Here is a 17,100-nt window from a genome sequence, read left to right on the forward strand (position 1 = left end):
CCCGTCATCACACCGTCTCTGCCGTGAAGCTCGCGACGAGCTGTCGCTTCATCACCTTGCCGCTCGCCGTCAGCGGCAGTGCTTCGACGAAGTTCACCTGCTTAGGCACCTTGTAGCCGGCGATGAGGGTGCGGCAGTGGGCGATGACGGCCTCTTCGGTGAGGTTCGCCGCGGGGTCGGCTACGACGAACGCGACGACACGCTCGCCCCACTTCTCGTCGGGGATGCCGACGACCGCGCTCAGCTGCACTCCGGCGAGCTGCGAGAGTGCCGCCTCGACCTCCGTGGAGTACACGTTCTCGCCGCCGCTCACGATCATGTCCTTCACCCGGTCGACGATGTACAGGTAGCCGTTCGCGTCGCGGTAGCCCGCATCCCCCGAGTGGTACCAGCCGCCGTCGAAGGCCTCGGCCGTGACCTCGGGCTTGTTGAAGTAGCCGGTGGTGAGGGAGGGCGACCGGATCAGGAATTCGCCGACCTCGCCGATCCCCACCTCGCGGCCTTCGGCATCCGTGACCCTGATGTCGATGAGAGGCAGCGGGCTGCCGCAGGACTTCAGCAACGTCTTGTCGTCGAGCTTGTGGTCGGCGGGCCGCAGGAAGGTGATGCCCGCCGCGGTCTCGGTGCCGCCGTAGAACTGCAGGAAGTCGCAGCCCATCTCGGTGATGGCCCGCTGGAGGGTGTGCGGGCTGATCGACGAGCCGGCGTAGACGACGAGTCGCACCGACGAGTAGTCGGCGCTCGCAGCGTCGGGGTGGTCGAGCAGCATCTGGATGACCGTCGGCACGATCGGCAGGAGCGTCGGCCGGTCGCGGGCGATGAGCTCGATGAGCTGCCCGGGGGTCGGCATCGGGTACACCGCGACGGCGGCCCCGTTGTAGATCGCCTGCAGCGACAGCCCGACGCCCATGGCGTGGAAGAGCGGCATCACCGTCAGCATGATGTCGCTCGCGGTGTAGTCGAACGAGGGCTCGAGGTGTTCGCTGAGGCGAAGGAACAGGTAGCCCTGGTGGGACAGCTTCACACCCTTCGGGATGCCCGTGGTGCCCGAGGTGTACATCAGGATCGAGGTCGACCACGGGTCGACCTCGATGCCGGGGTCGTCGGCGCTCGCGGCGGCCATCAGCAGTCCGAGCTCGGCATGCGCCGGGTCGGCGGCATCGAAACCGATGACCCGGCAGTCGAGACCACTCTGTGTGACGACGGTCTCGGCGAGCTCGCCGAACTCCCGGTCGGCGATCAGCACGGTGGGGGTGGCATCGACGAGCACGCTCGAGAGTTCGGGGGCGGCGAGCCGCCAGTTGAGCGGCAGGAGCGCGGCATCGGCCTTGTTCACACCGAAGAGCAGCTCGAAGTAGCGGGCGGTGTTCTTGCCGAGGAACGCGACGCGGTCGCCGCGGGCCACACCGAGCGCGAGCAGGGCGTTCGCCACCCGGTTGCTGGCCTCGTCGAGCTCGCGGAACGTCTGCGGTCCGTCGGCGTCGATGATCGCCGGGGCGTCGGGGGTCGTGCGCGCATAGTGGCGGGGGATGTCACCGAGCGTCTTGATTTCTGCGTACAACCACATGGGGATCTCCTTTGATCGTGGGTCAGTGGGTCAGTGGGTCAGTGGGTCGGTGTGCGGGTTCGTCCCGGTCAGGCGACCGAGATCCCCCCGTTGATGCTGATGGCTTGGCCGGTGATGCGCCGGGCTGCGGGGCTGGCCAGGTAGACCGCCATCGAGGCGAGATCAGACGCATCCGGCACCCCGAGGCTCGCGAGCCGGGCGGCCTTCTCGAACATCTTCGCGCTGAACTCCTCGCCGTCGATGAGGGCGGCGCCGGGCGTTCCGGCGATGAGCGACGGCGTCAGCACGTTGATGCGCACGCCCTCGCGTTTCGCCTCGACCGCCGCGGCCTTGCAGTACATGACGATCGCTGCCATGGCTGCTCCGATCAGGGTCTCGCCGGGAGTGGCCACCTTGGCGGCATCGGAGGCCACGATGACGATCGCGCCCTGCCCGCGCTCACGCATCCCCGGCAGAACGGCATGCATCAGGTGCAGCGGTGGCAGCATGATCTCCTCGATGCGGGGGCGCACCGATTCGATGGCGATCGTGTGCAGCAGGCGCGGCGGGTCGGACGGCCCGGTGGTGCTGACCAGCACATCGATCTCGCCGAGCAGCGCGCGGCAGGATGCTGCGGCAGCCGTCGCCTCGGAAGCGTCAGTGGCATCGACCCGCACGAAGTCGACAGCGGCTCCGGGAACGCGCGAGCGGACAGCCGCGACTGCGGCCTCACCGCGCTCGGCATTCCGGCCGAGCAGCACGAGACGCGCACCCTCTTCGGCGAACTGGCAAGCGGTCTCGAGGCCGACGCCGGCCGTTCCGCCGAGCACGACGACGCCCGCCGATGACGATCCTGGGGGCATCCTCATCTCCTTCGATGAAAGCCGCGATTCGTTTGACGCTATCGGTCAATAATCTTATTATTGGACCAAAGTGTCAAGGGAGACATCAGCCATGAGCAGTGCAGCCAGCAAGACCGACGCGGAGACCCCCGACGCGCAGGCACTCGACGCGCAGGCCGCCGAGTCACCCATCCTCTTCGAGGTCGCCGATGGGCTCGCCACGATCACCCTCAACCGCGCCTCGAAGTACAACGCCATGTCGATGGGCTTTGCGCGCAGCCTGTTCGACGCCGTCAGGCAGATTGCAGATCGGCCGGAAGTCGGCGTGGTCCTCATCGAGGCCCGGGGCCGCGCGTTCTGCGCCGGTGGCGATCTCGACGGCATCGCCGAGGCGACCGATCGAGAGGCCTACCTCACCGAACTGGCCGAGCAGCTGCACGGCGCGTTCGCCCTGCTCGACTCCCTCCCTGTCGTGGTGGTGGTCGCGGCCCACGGCGTGGTCGCCGGGGGAGGGGTCGGCCTGATGCTCGCCGGCGACCTCATCATCGCGGCAGACGACTGCACCTTCATGTCGGCCTACGAACGCCTCGGTTTCACGCCTGACTGCGGTGTGAGCGAGCGGCTCCCGGCCGCTGTCGGGGTGCAGCGTGCCCTGCAGTTCTCGGTGGGTGGCCAGAAGCTGACGGCGGCGGATGCCCTCGCCTGGGGCCTCGTCGGCGAGGTCGTCTCGCTCGCCGACGTCGACACTCGCGCCCGCGAGGTCGCGCACCGCGTTCTTGCGACGGCTCCGAGGGCGTTGGGGCGCACGCGGCAGCTGCTGCGGGCATCCGTCGACCGCCCCTTCGCCGAGAATCTCGACACCGAGGCGCAGACGATCATCGCGCTGAGCGCAGAGGCCGAATCGTCGGCACTCTTCGAGCGCGTGGCTGCAGCCCGCTCGGTGCGTTCGTGAGCGGCTACGGCTTCACCCCCACCGCCGACCAGCAGGAACTCGCCGACAGCGCCCGCGAGTTCGGGGTTCGCCGGCTCGCCCCGTTCTACCGGCAGCGCGAGCGGGAGGGTGCCTTCGACCGTGAGACCCTGCGCGAGATGGGGCGCATGGGCCTGTTCGGTATGGAACTGCCCGAGGAGTTCGGTGGCCTGGGCCTCGACGCGGTGAGCGCAGGGCTCGTGCTCGAGGCGCTCTCGGAGTCGGACTACAACATCGGCCAGCTCTCCGTGACGATGGCGCTCGCCGGCACGATCGTCTCCCGGTATGCCGACCCGTCGATCGCCAAGTACTGGCTCGAGGGCCTGGTCGCGGGAGAGCTGCTGCCCGCCATAGGCCTCACCGAACCGGGCGCAGGCTCCGACGCGGCCACCCTCACCATGCGGGCCGAGCGGGTCGGTGACGAGTGGGTGCTGAGCGGGGAGAAGAACTCCGTGACGTTCGCGAAGCAGGCCGCCTTCGCGGTGGTCTGGGCGCGCACGGGCACCGTGGAGAGCAAAGCGAAGGGCATCAGCGCGTTCCTCGTGCCGCTCGATCGCCCCGGCATCACCGCCACCGAATGGGACGACATGGGCGGCCGGTCGGCCGGCCGCGGCATCCTGCATTTCGACGGCGTGCGCATTCCGGCGAACCATCTGCTGGGCGACGAGGGCCGCGGGTTCATGCAGGTGATGCAGGGCTTCGACTACAGCCGAGCCCTGATCGGGCTCCAGTGCCTGGCGGTTGCGCGCATCTCGCTGGAAGAGACGTGGAAGGCGGCGGCCGAGCGGCAGAGCTTCGGCAAGCCGCTCACCTCCCACCAGGGAGTCTCGTTCCCGCTCGCCGAGGCCGAGGCGCTCGTGCACGCCTGCCGCCTGATGTGCCTCGAGACCCTCTGGCTGAAGGACAACGGGCTGCCGCACACCGAGGAGGCCGCCATGTGCAAGTGGTGGGCACCGAAACTCGCATTCGAGGTGGTGCAGACCTGCCTGCTGACCAACGGCCACGGCGGGTACTCGAGCGAGCTGCCCTACGAGCAGCGGCTGCGGGATGTGCTGGGGCTGCAGATCGGCGACGGCACAGCGCAGATCATGAAGCTCGTCATCGCCCGCCACCACGCCGGCCGCGAGACCAGCTGAGCCCGAGCCGGCCGAGGCCCGCCGGCTCCGCCCGAAACCACTGAACCTCACCCAGACGAGAGAGCGGCATCCGATGAGCAAAGTCCTTTATGAGAAGCGCGACCAGATCGCCTATATCACCCTCAACCGGCCCGAGGTGCACAACGCGATCGACCGGGAGACGGATGATCTGCTCTTCGACGCCTGGAACGAGTTCGACAGCGATCCCGACGTGCGCCTTGCGATCCTCACCGGCTCGGGCGAGAAGTCGTTCTGCGCGGGCGCCGACCTGAAGTCGCACATCGACCCGTGGATCAACGCCGGGCCCGAGCTCGGCCGGAGCGTGCTCGCCCGCGGATTCGCCGGGGGAATCACCCGGGGCCTGCACCACATCAGGAAGCCGATCATTGCGGCGCTGAACGGCTGGGTGATCGGCGGTGGCATCGAGCTGGCGCTGGCCTGCGACATCCGTGTCGCCAGCGACAACGTGCAGTTCGGCTTCTTCCACATGCGGCGCGGGATGCATTTCGCCGACGGCGGCATCGTTCGGCTCGTGAACACCTGCGGGGTCGGCATCGCTATGGAACTGGAGCTCATGGGCGAGCCGATCGACGTGCAGCGGGCCAAGGAGATCCACCTCGTGAACCGCGTGGTTCCTCAGGCGGAGCTGATGTCGACGGCCGAGGACATGGCGCGGAAGATCATCCGCAACCCCCGCGTCGCCGTGGAGTCGGCGAAGGAGACCATTCTCGAGGTCGTCGGCCGGCCGCTGGACGACCAGCTGAAGTTCGAGGCCCTCTACGGTTACTCGACCATGGGCGACCCCGAGATCGCCGCGAAGCGCGACGAGTTCCTCGACCGCCGCGACCAGGACCGAGCGACCAGCTGACCCGCGGGGCGCTGCCGGTGCGAACGGGCGAGCCTCAGCCGACGCGACGCCGAATACGAGGCCAAGCCAGCTGAGGCTCGTCCGTTCGTGCGGGGGGCGTGGGACCCGGGCGCTAGGCGAGGATGTCGGGGGCGGCCGCGCGGTGGAAGCCCGAGAAGGGGGTGTTGTGCGAGACCTCCTGGAGGTCCCACCAGCCCGAGCGGGCGTTCGGTGCGCCGCCGTCGACGCGGACGGTCGAACCGGTGATGAAGCTGGCCGCGGGGGAGAGCAGGAACACGATCGCGGCCGAGACCTCCGACTCGGTTCCGAACCGCTGCAGCGGGATGCCCCGCCAGACCTTGTTCTGGATGAACGCCGTGTGCTCGTCGTCGTAGGTGTCGAGCCCGCTCGACGCGATCGAGCCCGGGGCGACCGCGTTGACGCGCACGCCGGACTCCGCCCATTCGGTGGCGGCCGTCTCGGTGAGGGTGAGCATCCCGCCCCGCGAGGCAGCCGAGTGCGCGAATCCCGGCCAGCCGTTCGAGATGTCCGCGATCATGTTGACGATCGCGCCGCCGTTCTCGATCATCCACCGGTTGTAGACCTCGCGCATCACGATGAAGCCGCCCGTGAGGTTGCTGCGCACCACCGCCTCGAAGCCCTTCGTCGAGATCGTCTTCAGCTCGGCTTTGTACTGGCCGCCCGCATTGTTCACGAGGCCGTCGATGCGGCCGTGCTGCTGGAGGATCTCGTCGATCACGGTGACCACCCCCGCCTCGTCGCGGATGTCGGTGGCGTGCGTCGTGACGCTGCCGCCGTCTTCGGTGACCTCGGCGCGGATGCGGTCGAGCTTCTCCAGGCTCCGGCCGACGACGGCCACCGTCGCTCCGAGAGAGCTGAGTTCGTGCACGACACAGCGACCGATGCCGCTGCCGCCTCCCGTGACGACGACGGTCTGGCCGGCGAAGAGCCCGGGGGCGAAGACGGAGGTGTAGGGCATGGCTGAGCCTTTCTAGCGGTCGAGCGAGGGCTGGTAGGTGTAGGAGGCGCTCCGCGAGTGCGCGAACTCGAGGATGCCGATACCGGTGCGTCCGGCCCACTCGAACACGGTCATCCGGTCGGTCAGGGCGGTGTCGACCGAGCGCGGGGAGACCGATCCGTCGAGCGGGTAGACGTCGAACTCGACGTGGTCCAGGCCTCGCGGATGCCCGTGCTGGCCGCCGTAGCCGCCGCCCGACATGTGGCCGCCCTTCGCCGAGGCGTCGACGCCGATGCGATACATCTCGCCGCTCGCGGTGCGCACCTCGACGGTTCCGCCTTCGAGGTCGAGCTGGTCGGTGAAGCGCAGGTCGTGGCGCACGTCGACGATCTCGTCGAGTGAACCGCCGACGGGCATCACCGCGCCTTCGAGCAGCAGTCGCGCCTGAGCCCGATCCTCGACCAGAAGGAAGCCGATCGACCGATCGTCGAACTGGGCCTGGAACCAGAGGTGCAGCCCCTGGCCGCCCGACATCGTGCGCACCCCGCGCGACCGGTCGCGCTGGCCGTACCAGCCGTCGATGTCGAGGGTGACGCCGTCGAGCGATGCCGTGCCGGTGTAGTGGCCCGACTGGAAGAGGTGCTCGAACGACGAGGTCACCGATCCGTCGTCGCCCCGCACCGTGACGTCGCCCGACCAGGGGAGCGCTCGCGCCTGCCAGCTCGCGTCGAACTCGAAGCCCGTCTCGTTCGGGGCGAGCCGCAGGTGCCAACGCTCGAGCGGTTCGTCTATCGACCAGCTGAGGGGGCCGACTCCGGCGCCGTCCGTGGTGTCGAGTTCTGTGGAGAAGCGGAGGTTGCGCTGTTGTTCGGGCAGGGTGACGAGGGCGAACCCGTCGATGACGTTCCGGCCGGGGTAGAGTCCCGCGCCGACGATCACCGAAGGGGTGAGGGCGTCCCGGGGGTGCAGATTGAACATGAACCGGTCGAAGAACCGTTCCGGCAGACCGGTCTCGCCCGGCGTCACCAGGGCGTCGTGGAATCCGGTCGTGCTGGTGTGATCTTCCGGCATGATGCTCCTTCTCGGGGTGCGGGTCACGGGATGTGGATGCCTGCCGTCTGGTGCGCCGCCCGCAGGAACGACTCGACCTGGGACCGGCCCGCGTAGTAGTCGTCGCCGACACCGCGCTCAGCCCGACGCCGCCCGTACTCGTAGAGCACTGCGAGCTTCCAGAGGGCGAGTGTGGAGTACCAGGCGAGGTCGGTGAGGTCGCGTCCGCTGCGTTCGGCATAGCGTGCCGCCAGCTCGTCGCGGCACAGGTAGCCGGGCTCGAGCATCGCGGTTGCGAACTCCTCCGTGGGGGTGAGCTCGTTCGGCGACTCGGGCACCGACGCGAGGAAGTAGCCGAGGTCGAAGAGCGGGTCGCCGATCGTCGCGAGCTCCCAGTCGAGAACGGCGGCGACTCGGCCCGGGGCATCCGGTGCCAGCACCAGGTTGCCGAGACGAAAGTCGTTGTGCACGATCGCCGCACCCGATTCTGCGGGGGTGTGCTCGGTGAGCCAGAGCTGGATGCCCGCGAATTCGGCCGGCGGCGAGCCATCCGGTGCCGCCACCAACGCGGCCATGCGACGGAGGTGGCGCGCGTTGAATCCCTCGGGGCGGCCGGCGTCGGCGAGGCCCACCGACCGCCAGTCGACGCTGTGCAGGTCGGCCAGGGTGTCGATCATGCTCTCGCAGATGGAGCGGCGGGCTTCCGGTGTGTCGAGCGGCGACGGGGTCAGGGTGGTGACGACCGGGCCGTCGACCGCACTCATCACGTAGAGGGGCACGTCGAGAACGTCGCCGGCGGCCGCCGTCGCGAGCACCCTCGGCACGGGCACGGCAGTGCCGCCGAGAGCGTGCATGAAGCGGGCCTCCCGAAGCATGTCGTGGGCGCCGGGCGGCACCGGTGGAGGTGGAGGGCGCCGTACCACGACCCGCACCGTGCCGTCGGTGACGAGGTAGGTGAGGTTGGAATGGCCGTCGCCGATAGGGGTGCTGCTGACCGGCCCCGCGGTGATGCCTCGCTGTTCGAGGAACGTGGCCAGGGCGGCGAGGGTCTCCGGCGTCCACTGCCAGGCCGAGACGTCTTCGGACATCTTTCCCCCTCTACACCGTCGCAAGGTTTGGTATGACCAAATGAATGGCTGGACCGTAGCCTAGCAGAGCAGGGCGCGGCGGAGATCGAGCGGTCGAAGGGCGATGGTAAATTAGGTCAGACCATCAGGCCAGTCCGCGGCCTGTCTCAGGAGGAATCGTGACCGAAGCAGAGCCGATTGTGCCGGTGAAGCGTTCCCCGATCACCCTTGCGCCGATGAAAGTCTCCAAAGCATCGGATGTTCTTGCCAACGAACTGCGGGAACGCATCCTGACTGGGGAGTTCCCCGAGGGGGTCGGGCTGCCGGCCGAACGCGACCTGGTCACCCAGACGCACATGAGCCGCACGACGGTGCGTGAAGCGCTCCGCATACTCGAAGTGCAGGGGCTCATCCGCATCAAGGCGGGTCGCACCGGCGGTGCGTTCGTGCAGCGACCGGGCGAGGAAGCGATGGCCAGCACGGTCAACCTGTTGATCAGGGGCCAGCAGATCCGCCTCGCCGACCTGCTGGGCATGCGCGAAGCCATCGAGCCGTACTGCGCCCAACTCGCTGCGGCGAACCGCACCGACGCCGAACTGGAGTTGCTCGACGCCGCAGTGGCCGCCCTCACCGACGATGAGGGCCCGCTGTCGACGTTCCTCGAAGCGAACGTCGAATGGCACGTCCTGGTGGCCCGGGCCAGCCACAACAAGCTGCTCTCGGGGATGATGACGGCGCTGTCACAGGCGATCTACGCCGCCACCGACGACGAGCAGTTCGTCGACCTCGAGGTGCGCCACACCACCGCGCGGGCGCACGCCACCATCACGGCTGCCATTCGCGACCACGATGGTGAGGCGGCGGTGCGCCGCATGACGCGCCACGTGCACTCCTACGCCGCCGTGGTGCTCGGGGCAGACGAGGATCGCGAGATCGTCGTTCCCTGAGCCGATAGTTCCCTGAGCCGATAGTTCCCTGAGCCGATCGGGCGAACGGCGCCCGCGCCGGCGTCAGAACTGCCAGGGGTACGGTCCCCAGTCGGCTTCGCGCTTCTCGAGGAACGAATCCCGGCCCTCCACGGCCTCGTCGGTGCCGTAGGCGAGCCGGGTCGCCTCGCCCGCGAACAGCTGCTGGCCCACGAGCCCGTCGTCGACCGCGTTGAACGAGAATTTGAGCATCCGGATCGCCGTCGGCGACTTGCCGAGGATCGTGTTGGCCCAGGCGTACGCCGTCGACTCGAGTTCGGCGTGCGGAACCACCGCATTGATCGCGCCCATCTCATAGGCGCGCTGGGCGCCGTACTCCTGGCCGAGGAAGAAGATCTCGCGGGCGAACTTCTGGCCCACCTGCCGGGCGAGATAGGCGCTGCCGTAGCCACCGTCGAACGAGCCGACATCCGCGTCGGTCTGCTTGAAGTGGGCGTGCTCGGCGCTCGCGATCGTGAGGTCGCAGGTCACATGCAGGGAGTGCCCGCCGCCCGCCGCCCAGCCCGGTACGACAGCGATGACGACCTTCGGCATGAAACGGATGAGCCGCTGCACCTCGAGGATGTGCAGCCGACCGGTCGAATGCGTACCGTCTTTGTACTGGTAGCCGTCGCGGCCGCGGATGCGCTGGTCGCCGCCCGAGCAGAACGCCCACTTGCCGTCCTTCGGGCTGGGGCCGTTGCCGGTGAGCAGAACCACCCCGATGCGGGTGTTCTGGCGGGCATCCTCGAGCACCCGGAACAGTTCGTCGACCGACTGCGGGCGGAACGCGTTCAGCACCTCCGGCCGGTTGAAGGCCACCCGGGCGACTCTGCCGGCGGTGTCGTGGTGGTAGGTGATGTCCGTGAGGTCGGAGAAGCCGTCGACGGGCATCCACACGGATTCGTCGAACAGGTCGGAAACATTGGTCATGACGACAGCTTAGAACCGGCAGTCGGCACCGCGGTCTGGTGTGCGTGCCGCTGGTGCGGTGCCGGTGGTGCGCCAGTGGCGACCGGATGCCCGGCTCAGGTCCAGGCGCGGGCGGTGCGTTCGGCCCAGTACTGCTCGGGCGGTTGGGCCAGCGCGACCAGCGCGTCGTCGTCGGCGGCGGGCGCCCGTGCGGTGAGGTTCTCCCGCAGCTGGGTGCCGGTGACGGCCCCGGTGAGCACGATGTCGGCCCACGGCCGTGCCAGCGCCGCGCCGAGGGCGAGCCCCGCGAGCGGTTGGTCTTCCGCCGCCGCGAGGGCGGCCGCCTCCCCTTCTGCGCCGGCCTCACCTTCTGCGCCGGCCTCACCGGCTGCTGCCGCGGCGGCGGTCGCCGTTCCGCGCCCGACAGCTGCCCCGAGCTCCCCGCCGCGCGCCGTCAGGCGACCGTTCGCCAGCGCCTCCTTCACCACCACGAGCCAGTTCGCGTCGTTTGCTCGCGCCAGCGCGGCCCCCGCAGACTGCTCCAGCAGGTTCCACGTCGACTGCACCGCGCTGAACGGCGAATCGGGCAGGGCGAGGGCCGCGTCGATCACCGCGGACTGGCCCGGTCCGCTCGTCGAGAAACCGACCCGCACCCCGCTCGACGCGATCTCCCGCAGCCGGTCGAGCAGTGCACTGTCGCCGAGCGCGGGGCTGTCAGGCGTGAGCGAATGCACGAGGTACACGTCGGGCGCCCCGCCGAGCGCGTCGAGCGTCTCGGGCCACTGGGCCTCGAGCATCCGGAGGCTGTGGTCTTTGCGTTCCTGCACCGCGGCGTCCATGCGCCAGTCGCCCACGTACTCGTAGCCCCATTTGGAGCCGATCGTGAGCTCGTCGCGGCGCTCCGGATGCTCGGCGAGCCACGATCCGAGGAACTGTTCGGCGAACCCGTACGACCGGGCGGCATCGATGTAGCGGATGCCGAGCATCCACGCGCTCTGGAGCAGTCGGTGGGCGCGGCCGCGCATGGCCTCGACGGAGCGGTCGGCGCCGTCGCCGAGATCATCGCCCCGCCCGACCGTGATGTAGGCGGGCCGGCCGATGGCGGCGAGGCCGAGCCCGAGGCGGGAGGCGTTGACACTCATGCGTCCGACCCTACCCGCCCGCCCCCGCGATCTGCGGCCCGCGAGGGGACGCAGATCGCGCCAACCGGCCGGGGGCGGCACGATCTGGGTCCCTTCGAGCTCTGTTCGGGCATCCGGGGCGCGATCTGCCGCAGGAGCGCGCGAAACGCAACCCCCCTCGACCCGCCCCGCCGCCCGCGTAGCGTCGAAGTATGACCGATGACCAGTACACGTTCCAGGATCCCTCGAAGATGTTCGCCGACATCACCCCGTCGGCCCAGTACCAGGAGGGCGCGGGGCTCGACTCCGAGCTCGATGACCGCGCCGACCACGGCGAGAAGACGTACCGCGGCAGTGGCCGCCTCACCGGCCGCAAGGCCCTCGTCACCGGTGGCGACTCGGGGATCGGCGCCGCCGTCGCGATCGCGTTCGCCCGGGAGGGCGCCGACGTCGCCATCTCGTACCTCCCGGAGGAGCAGGAGGATGCCGCTCGCATCCTCGCCCTCATCGAGGAGACCGGCCAGAAGGGTGTCGGCTTCGCGGGCGACATCACCAGCCCCGACTTCGCGCGTGGCCTAGTCGCGGACGCCGTCTCCGAGCTCGGCGGTCTCGACGTGCTCGTGAACAACGCCGGCAAGCAGCAGTTCGTCGAAGACCTGCTCGATCTCTCCGACGAGCAGTTCGACGAGACCTACAAGACGAACGTCTACGCGATGTTCTGGATCACCAAGGCCGCGCTGCCGCACCTTGCGCCCGGTTCGTCGATCATCAACACGTCGTCGATCCAGGCGTACTCGCCGTCGGAGACGCTGGTCGACTACGCCTCGACCAAGGCTGCGATCAACACGTTCTCGAAGGCGCTCTCGCAGCAGCTCGCGCCGAAGGGCATCCGGGTGAACGTCGTCGCGCCGGGGCCGATCTGGACTCCGCTGCAGACCGCGGGCGGGCAGCCCACCGAGGCGCTGCCGACGGTCGGCGAGGAGACGCCGCTCGGCCGCTGGGGCCAGCCGTCGGAACTCGCGCCGGCCTACGTGTTCCTCGCGTCGGGCGAGTCGAGCTACGTGATCGGCGAAACCTTGCACGTCAACGGCGGCATGCCGACGCCCTGACGACCCCCGCGTCGCGCCCATCGAGTGGGCAGTTTGGGCCCAATAGACACGCTGTTTACGGCCCAAACTGCCCACTCGATCGGGGTGGGACGGCGTTGCGGCTCGCGCCACGGGCTAGGGGACAGGCGGCGCGTCGTACACGCGGATGCCCGCCGCGACCGCGGCCGCGCGGTACGCGGCCGCCAGCGTGTCCACCGTCGCGTGGGCGTTCAGCCCGCTGGGGTTCGGCACGACCCAGAGCGGCACTCCGCCGAGCAGTTCGGGCTGCCGGCCCTCGACCGCCTTCGGCCGCGCGAAGGCCTGGCGGTAGGCCGTGATGCCCAGCATCGCGACGACGGCTGGTGCGATCATCCGCACCCGCTCTTCGAGCCGGGCTGCGCCCTCGACCAGCTCGGCATGCGTGAGTTCGTCGGCGCGAGCGGATGCCGTCGCCACCAGGTTGGTGATGCCGACGCCGCGCTCCTCGAGGTGCGCGAGGTCATCGGGTTCGAACCCGTTCGACGCGATGATGCGGCGGTCGAGGATGCCCGCCCGGTACAGCGCCGGATAGAAACGGTTGCTCCCGCCACCGAAGTGCGCCTGCACAGCGACAGTGCGGAGTCCCGGGTTGATGCCGACGAAGAGCAGGCGCACGTGCGGCCCGATGAGGTCGGGCAGGGTGCCACCGTGGAAGGCGGCAAGGTCGGCGCGGGTGAACGTCACGGTCTCACGCTACGCGCCCGGCCCCGGCGCTGTCGTGCGCGATCGGCGCCGCGCCCATCCGCCCCTGCGCTCAGCCCAGGTCGGCTGCGTGGCTGTTGCCCGCATGATCGCCGTTCACGGCGTCGATCTGTGCCCACGTGTTGTAGCCGACCACGACCGAGAGCACGATGCCGAGCACGCTCAGAGCCGGTCGGATGCCCTGCAGATACCTGTTCATTGCGCCCTCCTTGGTTCCTTCCATCGTGGAGGGCGATCCTATGAGCCCTCGGTGAGCATGCTGGATGCTCGCTGGATGATTCGCAGCCGACTTCGGACGTATTCTGGAGCCATGGCCAGCGAACTCCTGCACGACGCCGAGCGGCACCGCTACTCCCTCCGCGTCGACGGCGCCCTCGTCAGCGCGGCGGACTACGTGCTCCGCGACAACACCATCTCCTTCAACCACACGTTCACCGATCCGAAACTGCGCGGCAAGGGGTACGCCAACGAGGTCGTCACCTACGCCGTCGACGACGTCGAGAAGAACACGAGCTATCGTGTCGTGCCGATGTGCTGGTATGTCGGGCAGTGGTTCGACGAGCATCCGGAGCGGGCCGCGCTGCTCGATCGCTGAGCCGCTCGCACCGGCTGTTCACTTCGCGGTCAACTGCGTGATGCCTGAGGCCGGGATGCTCTCCCAGGGATGACTGTGCGGTCTCCCGAGGAAGAGAGAATCATCGTGCCTGCACCCTGGCGTTTTCCCGTCAGCATCATTCTTGCCGCCGCCGTTCTGGCGTCACCGTTCGTCGGGCTGCAGGCGGCTTCGGCTGTTCCTCTCGCGACCAGCGTCAGAATCAACGAGGTCGAGTCGTCGGGCGGCACGCCGGGCGACTGGGTGGAGCTGGTGAACACGGCTGCTTCTGCGGTCGATCTCTCGGGCTACCTCGTGAAGGACAGCGACGACACGCACATCTTCACGATCCCGGCGAACACATCGATCGCGGCGAACGGGTATCTCGCGCTGGATGTGGAGACCGCCTACGGGCTGGGCGCATTCGATTCGGCCCGTCTCTTCGCCCCCGACGGCACAACTCTCGTCGACAGCTACTCCTGGACGGCGCACGCGGCGACGACCTACGGCCGCTGCCCCGACGGCACCGGCGCCTTCGTGACCACGCTCGCCTCGACGAAGGGCGCCGCCAACAGCTGCACGCCGACGGTCGCGGCCTCGGTCAGGATCAACGAGGTCGAGTCGAGTGGCGGAACCCCGGGCGACTGGGTCGAACTGGCGAACAAGGCGAGCGTCGCCCTCGACCTCTCGGACTACGTGCTGAAGGACAGCGACGACACGCACCTGTACACGATCCCATCGGGAACCTCGATCGCCGCGAATGGGTTCCTCGCGCTCGATGTGGAGACCGCCTACGGGTTGGGCTCCGCCGACTCTGCCCGCTTCTTCACGCCCGGCGCTGCGACGCTGATCGACTCGTACAGCTGGGCCGCCCACGCGGCGACGACCTACGGCCGCTGCCCCGACGGCACCGGCGCCTTCGTGACCACGGTCGCGCCGACGAAGGGCGCCGCCAACAGCTGCACCGTGTCGGCCGCTTCTGCGGTGAAGATCAACGAGGTCGAGTCCAGCGGTGGCACGCCCGGCGACTGGGTGGAGCTCAAGAACACGGCTGCTGCTGCGGTGGATGTCTCGGGGCTGGTCGTCAAGGACAGCGACGACACCCACGTGTTCACGATCCCGTCGGGAACGTCGATCGCCGCGAACGGGTATCTCGCGCTGGATGTGGAGACTGCCTACGGGCTGGGCGCAGCCGATTCGGCCCGCCTGTTCGGCACCGACGGCACGACGCTGATCGACTCGTACACGTGGACGGCGCACGCGTCGACGACGTATGGCCGCTGCCCCGACGGCACAGGCGCCTTCACCACGACCACGACCCCGACCAAGGGTGCGGCGAACGACTGCGCGCCGCCCACCCCGACCGGCCCGACGGCCGAGGCCTGGCCCGGCGCATCGGCGATCACCACGGCCGACCAGAACGGCGTGATCGGCGGCAACCTGAGCGGCCTCGCCTACGACCCGTCGGGCACGAGCGCCCGCGGCACGCTGTGGGCCGTGAAGAACGGGCCGAGCACGCTCTACAAGCTCAGCTACAACGGGTCGGCCTGGGTCTCCGACACCAGCGGCACGGGCGCCTGGTCGGCCGGCAAGGCCCTGCACTACACCGACGGCACGGGCGACCCCGACGCTGAGGGCGTCGCCTTCACCGGCGCCGGCCCCTCGGGCGGGGCGTTCGTCTCGACCGAGCGCAACAACAGCGTCAGCGCGGTCAGCCGCCCCTCGGTGCTGAAGTTCGACGCCACAGGCTCTGCGACCAGCGGTGCCACCAGCCTGAACGCCACCATGGAGTGGAACCTCACCGCCGACCTCCCGGCCGTGGCACCGAACAGCGGGCTCGAGGCGATCTCGTGGGTGTCGGATGCGTTCCTCACCTCGAAGGGTTTCGTCGACGAGCACACGGGCGCCGCCTACAACCCGGCGACCTACGCCGACCACGGCGACGGCCTCTTCTTCGTCGGGCTCGAGGCGAACGGCACCGTCTACGCCTACGCGCTGAACCAGGTGACTGGCGGCTACACCCGCGTCGCGACGATCGCGAGCGGTTTCACCGGCGTGATGGATCTCGAGTTCGAGCAGGAGACGAACCGGCTCTGGGCGGTCTGCGATGACACCTGCAACGGGCAGTCGGCGATTCTCGAGATCGCCTCGTCGGGTGCGAACGCCGGCCACTTCGCAGTGACCCACGTCTACGACCGACCGGCCGGCATGCCGAACTACAACAACGAGGGCTTCGCTCTGGCACCCCGGGCCGAGTGCGTGGCCGGGCAGAAGCCGGCCTTCTGGTCGGACGACACGAACGACGCGGGCTTCGCCCTGCGCAGCGGCTCGGTGAACTGCACCCCGATTCCCGACACGACCCCGCCGACCGTCTCCGGGTCGCTGGCCGGCCGCACCCTCACGCTCACCGCGGCAGACACCGGATCGGGTGTCGCGAGCATCGAATACCAGCTCGACGCCGCCACCGCGTGGGTCGCCTACAGCGCGCCGGTCGTGCTCGACGGCAGCGCCCACAGCGTGCGTTTCCGGGCAACGGATGTCGCGGGGACCGTCAGTTCGGTGCAAACACTCTCGGTTCCCGCGGCTGCTCCTTCGGGCATCCTGAGCATCGAGCCGCAGGGTGTGGCACGCACGATCGCGCCGGGCGGAACTGTCGCCGGGCTCGGCGCGCGTCTCGTGGATTCGACCGGCGCGGTCGTTGCGGGCAAGCCGGTGAAGTTCACGATCGCCGGGCCGGGCACCTTCGCCAGCGGCTCTCTCACGGTCAACGTGGTGACGAATTCGGCGGGTATATCGTTGACGCCCACCATCGTGAGCACGGGGGTCGGAACCATCACGGTGTCGGCCTCGCGAGCCGGATCGGCGACGGTCGCGCTCCCCGCGATCACGGTGGCAGCGCCGGCTCCGACCCTCACGGCGACCGTCTCGGCGACGACCGCGGTGGTCACGGGCAAGGTGTCGGTGACGGTTTCTGCCACGAACACGTCGGCCACCCCGGTGACGATCGTGCTGAAGACGAGCTACGGAACGAAGACCTTCGCGGGGGTCGCGTCCGGGCAGACGGTCACACAGACCTTCAAGTCGTACCTGTCATCCGTGCCGGCCGGGTCGGCGACCGCGGTGGTCTCGTCGGATGCCGGACAACGCAGCCTGTCGGCGGCCTACTCGGCCGCGGCGGCGGGCTGACCGGCGGTCTTCGGCCCGCACCGTCCACTCGCACGCGGCTCACACGGCCACCCGGCCA

At 69.2% G+C, this 17,100-nt stretch carries 16 protein-coding genes; 7 read left to right on the forward strand and 9 right to left on the reverse strand.

Features of this window, described 5'->3' with window-relative positions:
* Positions 1 to 7: 7 nt before the first annotated feature.
* Entirely contained in the window at positions 8 to 1,567 is a 1,560-nt protein-coding gene (locus FB464_RS17805) for a long-chain-fatty-acid--CoA ligase (RefSeq protein WP_116415839.1), read from the reverse strand.
* A gap of 68 nt (positions 1,568 to 1,635) precedes the next feature.
* Entirely contained in the window at positions 1,636 to 2,409 is a 774-nt protein-coding gene (locus tag FB464_RS17810; RefSeq protein ID WP_211327409.1) for an SDR family NAD(P)-dependent oxidoreductase, read from the reverse strand.
* Between the two features lie 91 nt (positions 2,410 to 2,500).
* On the opposite strand from FB464_RS17810, the gene FB464_RS17815 reads away from it, so the two are divergent.
* From FB464_RS17815 to FB464_RS17825, 3 genes are all read left to right on the forward strand, one after another.
* Positions 2,501 to 3,340, forward strand: a complete 840-nt coding sequence (locus FB464_RS17815; protein WP_116415837.1) for an enoyl-CoA hydratase/isomerase family protein — start codon at positions 2,501 to 2,503, stop codon at positions 3,338 to 3,340.
* Positions 3,337 to 4,494, forward strand: a complete 1,158-nt coding sequence (locus tag FB464_RS17820) for an acyl-CoA dehydrogenase family protein (protein ID WP_116415836.1) — start codon at positions 3,337 to 3,339, stop codon at positions 4,492 to 4,494. Before FB464_RS17815 ends, FB464_RS17820 begins: the two co-directional genes overlap by 4 nt.
* 73 nt (positions 4,495 to 4,567) lie before the next feature.
* Positions 4,568 to 5,362, forward strand: a complete 795-nt coding sequence (locus tag FB464_RS17825) for an enoyl-CoA hydratase/isomerase family protein (RefSeq protein WP_116415835.1) — start codon at positions 4,568 to 4,570, stop codon at positions 5,360 to 5,362.
* 112 nt (positions 5,363 to 5,474) lie between these two features.
* Here the strand turns inward: FB464_RS17825 and FB464_RS17830 are convergent, their stop codons facing one another.
* Genes FB464_RS17830 through FB464_RS17840 form a run of 3 tightly spaced genes read right to left on the reverse strand, consistent with a single transcriptional unit; the run spans position 5,475 to position 8,458 of the window.
* On the reverse strand, positions 5,475 to 6,341 hold the full coding sequence (locus FB464_RS17830) for an SDR family oxidoreductase (protein ID WP_116415834.1): 867 nt from the start codon (positions 6,339 to 6,341) through the stop codon (positions 5,475 to 5,477).
* Positions 6,342 to 6,353: 12 nt separating this feature from the next.
* The gene (locus tag FB464_RS17835) at positions 6,354 to 7,391 is read right to left on the reverse strand and encodes an Rv3169 family protein (protein ID WP_116415833.1); all 1,038 of its coding nucleotides are present in this window, start codon (positions 7,389 to 7,391) and stop codon (positions 6,354 to 6,356) included.
* 23 nt (positions 7,392 to 7,414) lie between these two features.
* Positions 7,415 to 8,458 (reverse strand): phosphotransferase family protein, encoded by a 1,044-nt coding sequence (locus tag FB464_RS17840; protein WP_116415832.1) that lies wholly within the window; start codon positions 8,456 to 8,458, stop codon positions 7,415 to 7,417.
* A 158-nt stretch (positions 8,459 to 8,616) separates the two neighbouring features.
* Between FB464_RS17840 and FB464_RS17845 the strand changes: the two genes are divergently transcribed.
* Positions 8,617 to 9,384, forward strand: coding sequence for a FadR/GntR family transcriptional regulator (locus FB464_RS17845; RefSeq protein ID WP_211327408.1), 768 nt, complete (start codon positions 8,617 to 8,619; stop codon positions 9,382 to 9,384).
* A 63-nt stretch (positions 9,385 to 9,447) separates the two neighbouring features.
* Here FB464_RS17845 and FB464_RS17850 read toward each other — a convergent pair whose 3' ends face one another.
* Both FB464_RS17850 and FB464_RS17855 read right to left on the reverse strand, forming a co-directional pair.
* The gene (locus tag FB464_RS17850; RefSeq protein WP_116415831.1) at positions 9,448 to 10,335 is read right to left on the reverse strand and encodes a 1,4-dihydroxy-2-naphthoyl-CoA synthase; all 888 of its coding nucleotides are present in this window, start codon (positions 10,333 to 10,335) and stop codon (positions 9,448 to 9,450) included.
* A 95-nt stretch (positions 10,336 to 10,430) separates the two neighbouring features.
* Entirely contained in the window at positions 10,431 to 11,456 is a 1,026-nt protein-coding gene (locus FB464_RS17855; RefSeq protein WP_116415830.1) for an aldo/keto reductase, read from the reverse strand.
* A gap of 191 nt (positions 11,457 to 11,647) precedes the next feature.
* On the opposite strand from FB464_RS17855, the gene FB464_RS17860 reads away from it, so the two are divergent.
* Positions 11,648 to 12,544, forward strand: coding sequence for a glucose 1-dehydrogenase (locus tag FB464_RS17860; protein WP_116415829.1), 897 nt, complete (start codon positions 11,648 to 11,650; stop codon positions 12,542 to 12,544).
* 114 nt (positions 12,545 to 12,658) lie between these two features.
* Here the strand turns inward: FB464_RS17860 and FB464_RS17865 are convergent, their stop codons facing one another.
* The gene (locus tag FB464_RS17865; protein ID WP_116415828.1) at positions 12,659 to 13,246 is read right to left on the reverse strand and encodes a mismatch-specific DNA-glycosylase; all 588 of its coding nucleotides are present in this window, start codon (positions 13,244 to 13,246) and stop codon (positions 12,659 to 12,661) included.
* A gap of 70 nt (positions 13,247 to 13,316) precedes the next feature.
* Positions 13,317 to 13,463 carry a hypothetical protein gene (locus FB464_RS19925; RefSeq protein ID WP_170151980.1) on the reverse strand — a complete coding sequence of 49 codons (147 nt, stop codon included), beginning with the start codon at positions 13,461 to 13,463 and terminating at the stop codon, positions 13,317 to 13,319.
* 111 nt (positions 13,464 to 13,574) lie between these two features.
* On the opposite strand from FB464_RS19925, the gene FB464_RS17870 reads away from it, so the two are divergent.
* Together FB464_RS17870 and FB464_RS19930 are read left to right on the forward strand one after the other, a co-directional pair.
* Positions 13,575 to 13,859, forward strand: coding sequence for a GNAT family N-acetyltransferase (locus FB464_RS17870; protein ID WP_116415827.1), 285 nt, complete (start codon positions 13,575 to 13,577; stop codon positions 13,857 to 13,859).
* Between the two features lie 105 nt (positions 13,860 to 13,964).
* The gene (locus FB464_RS19930; RefSeq protein ID WP_211327407.1) at positions 13,965 to 17,042 is read left to right on the forward strand and encodes a lamin tail domain-containing protein; all 3,078 of its coding nucleotides are present in this window, start codon (positions 13,965 to 13,967) and stop codon (positions 17,040 to 17,042) included.
* Positions 17,043 to 17,100: the final 58 nt, after the last annotated feature.

This window comes from Subtercola boreus (genome assembly GCF_006716115.1).
Taxonomy (GTDB): Bacteria; Actinomycetota; Actinomycetes; order Actinomycetales; family Microbacteriaceae; genus Subtercola; species Subtercola boreus.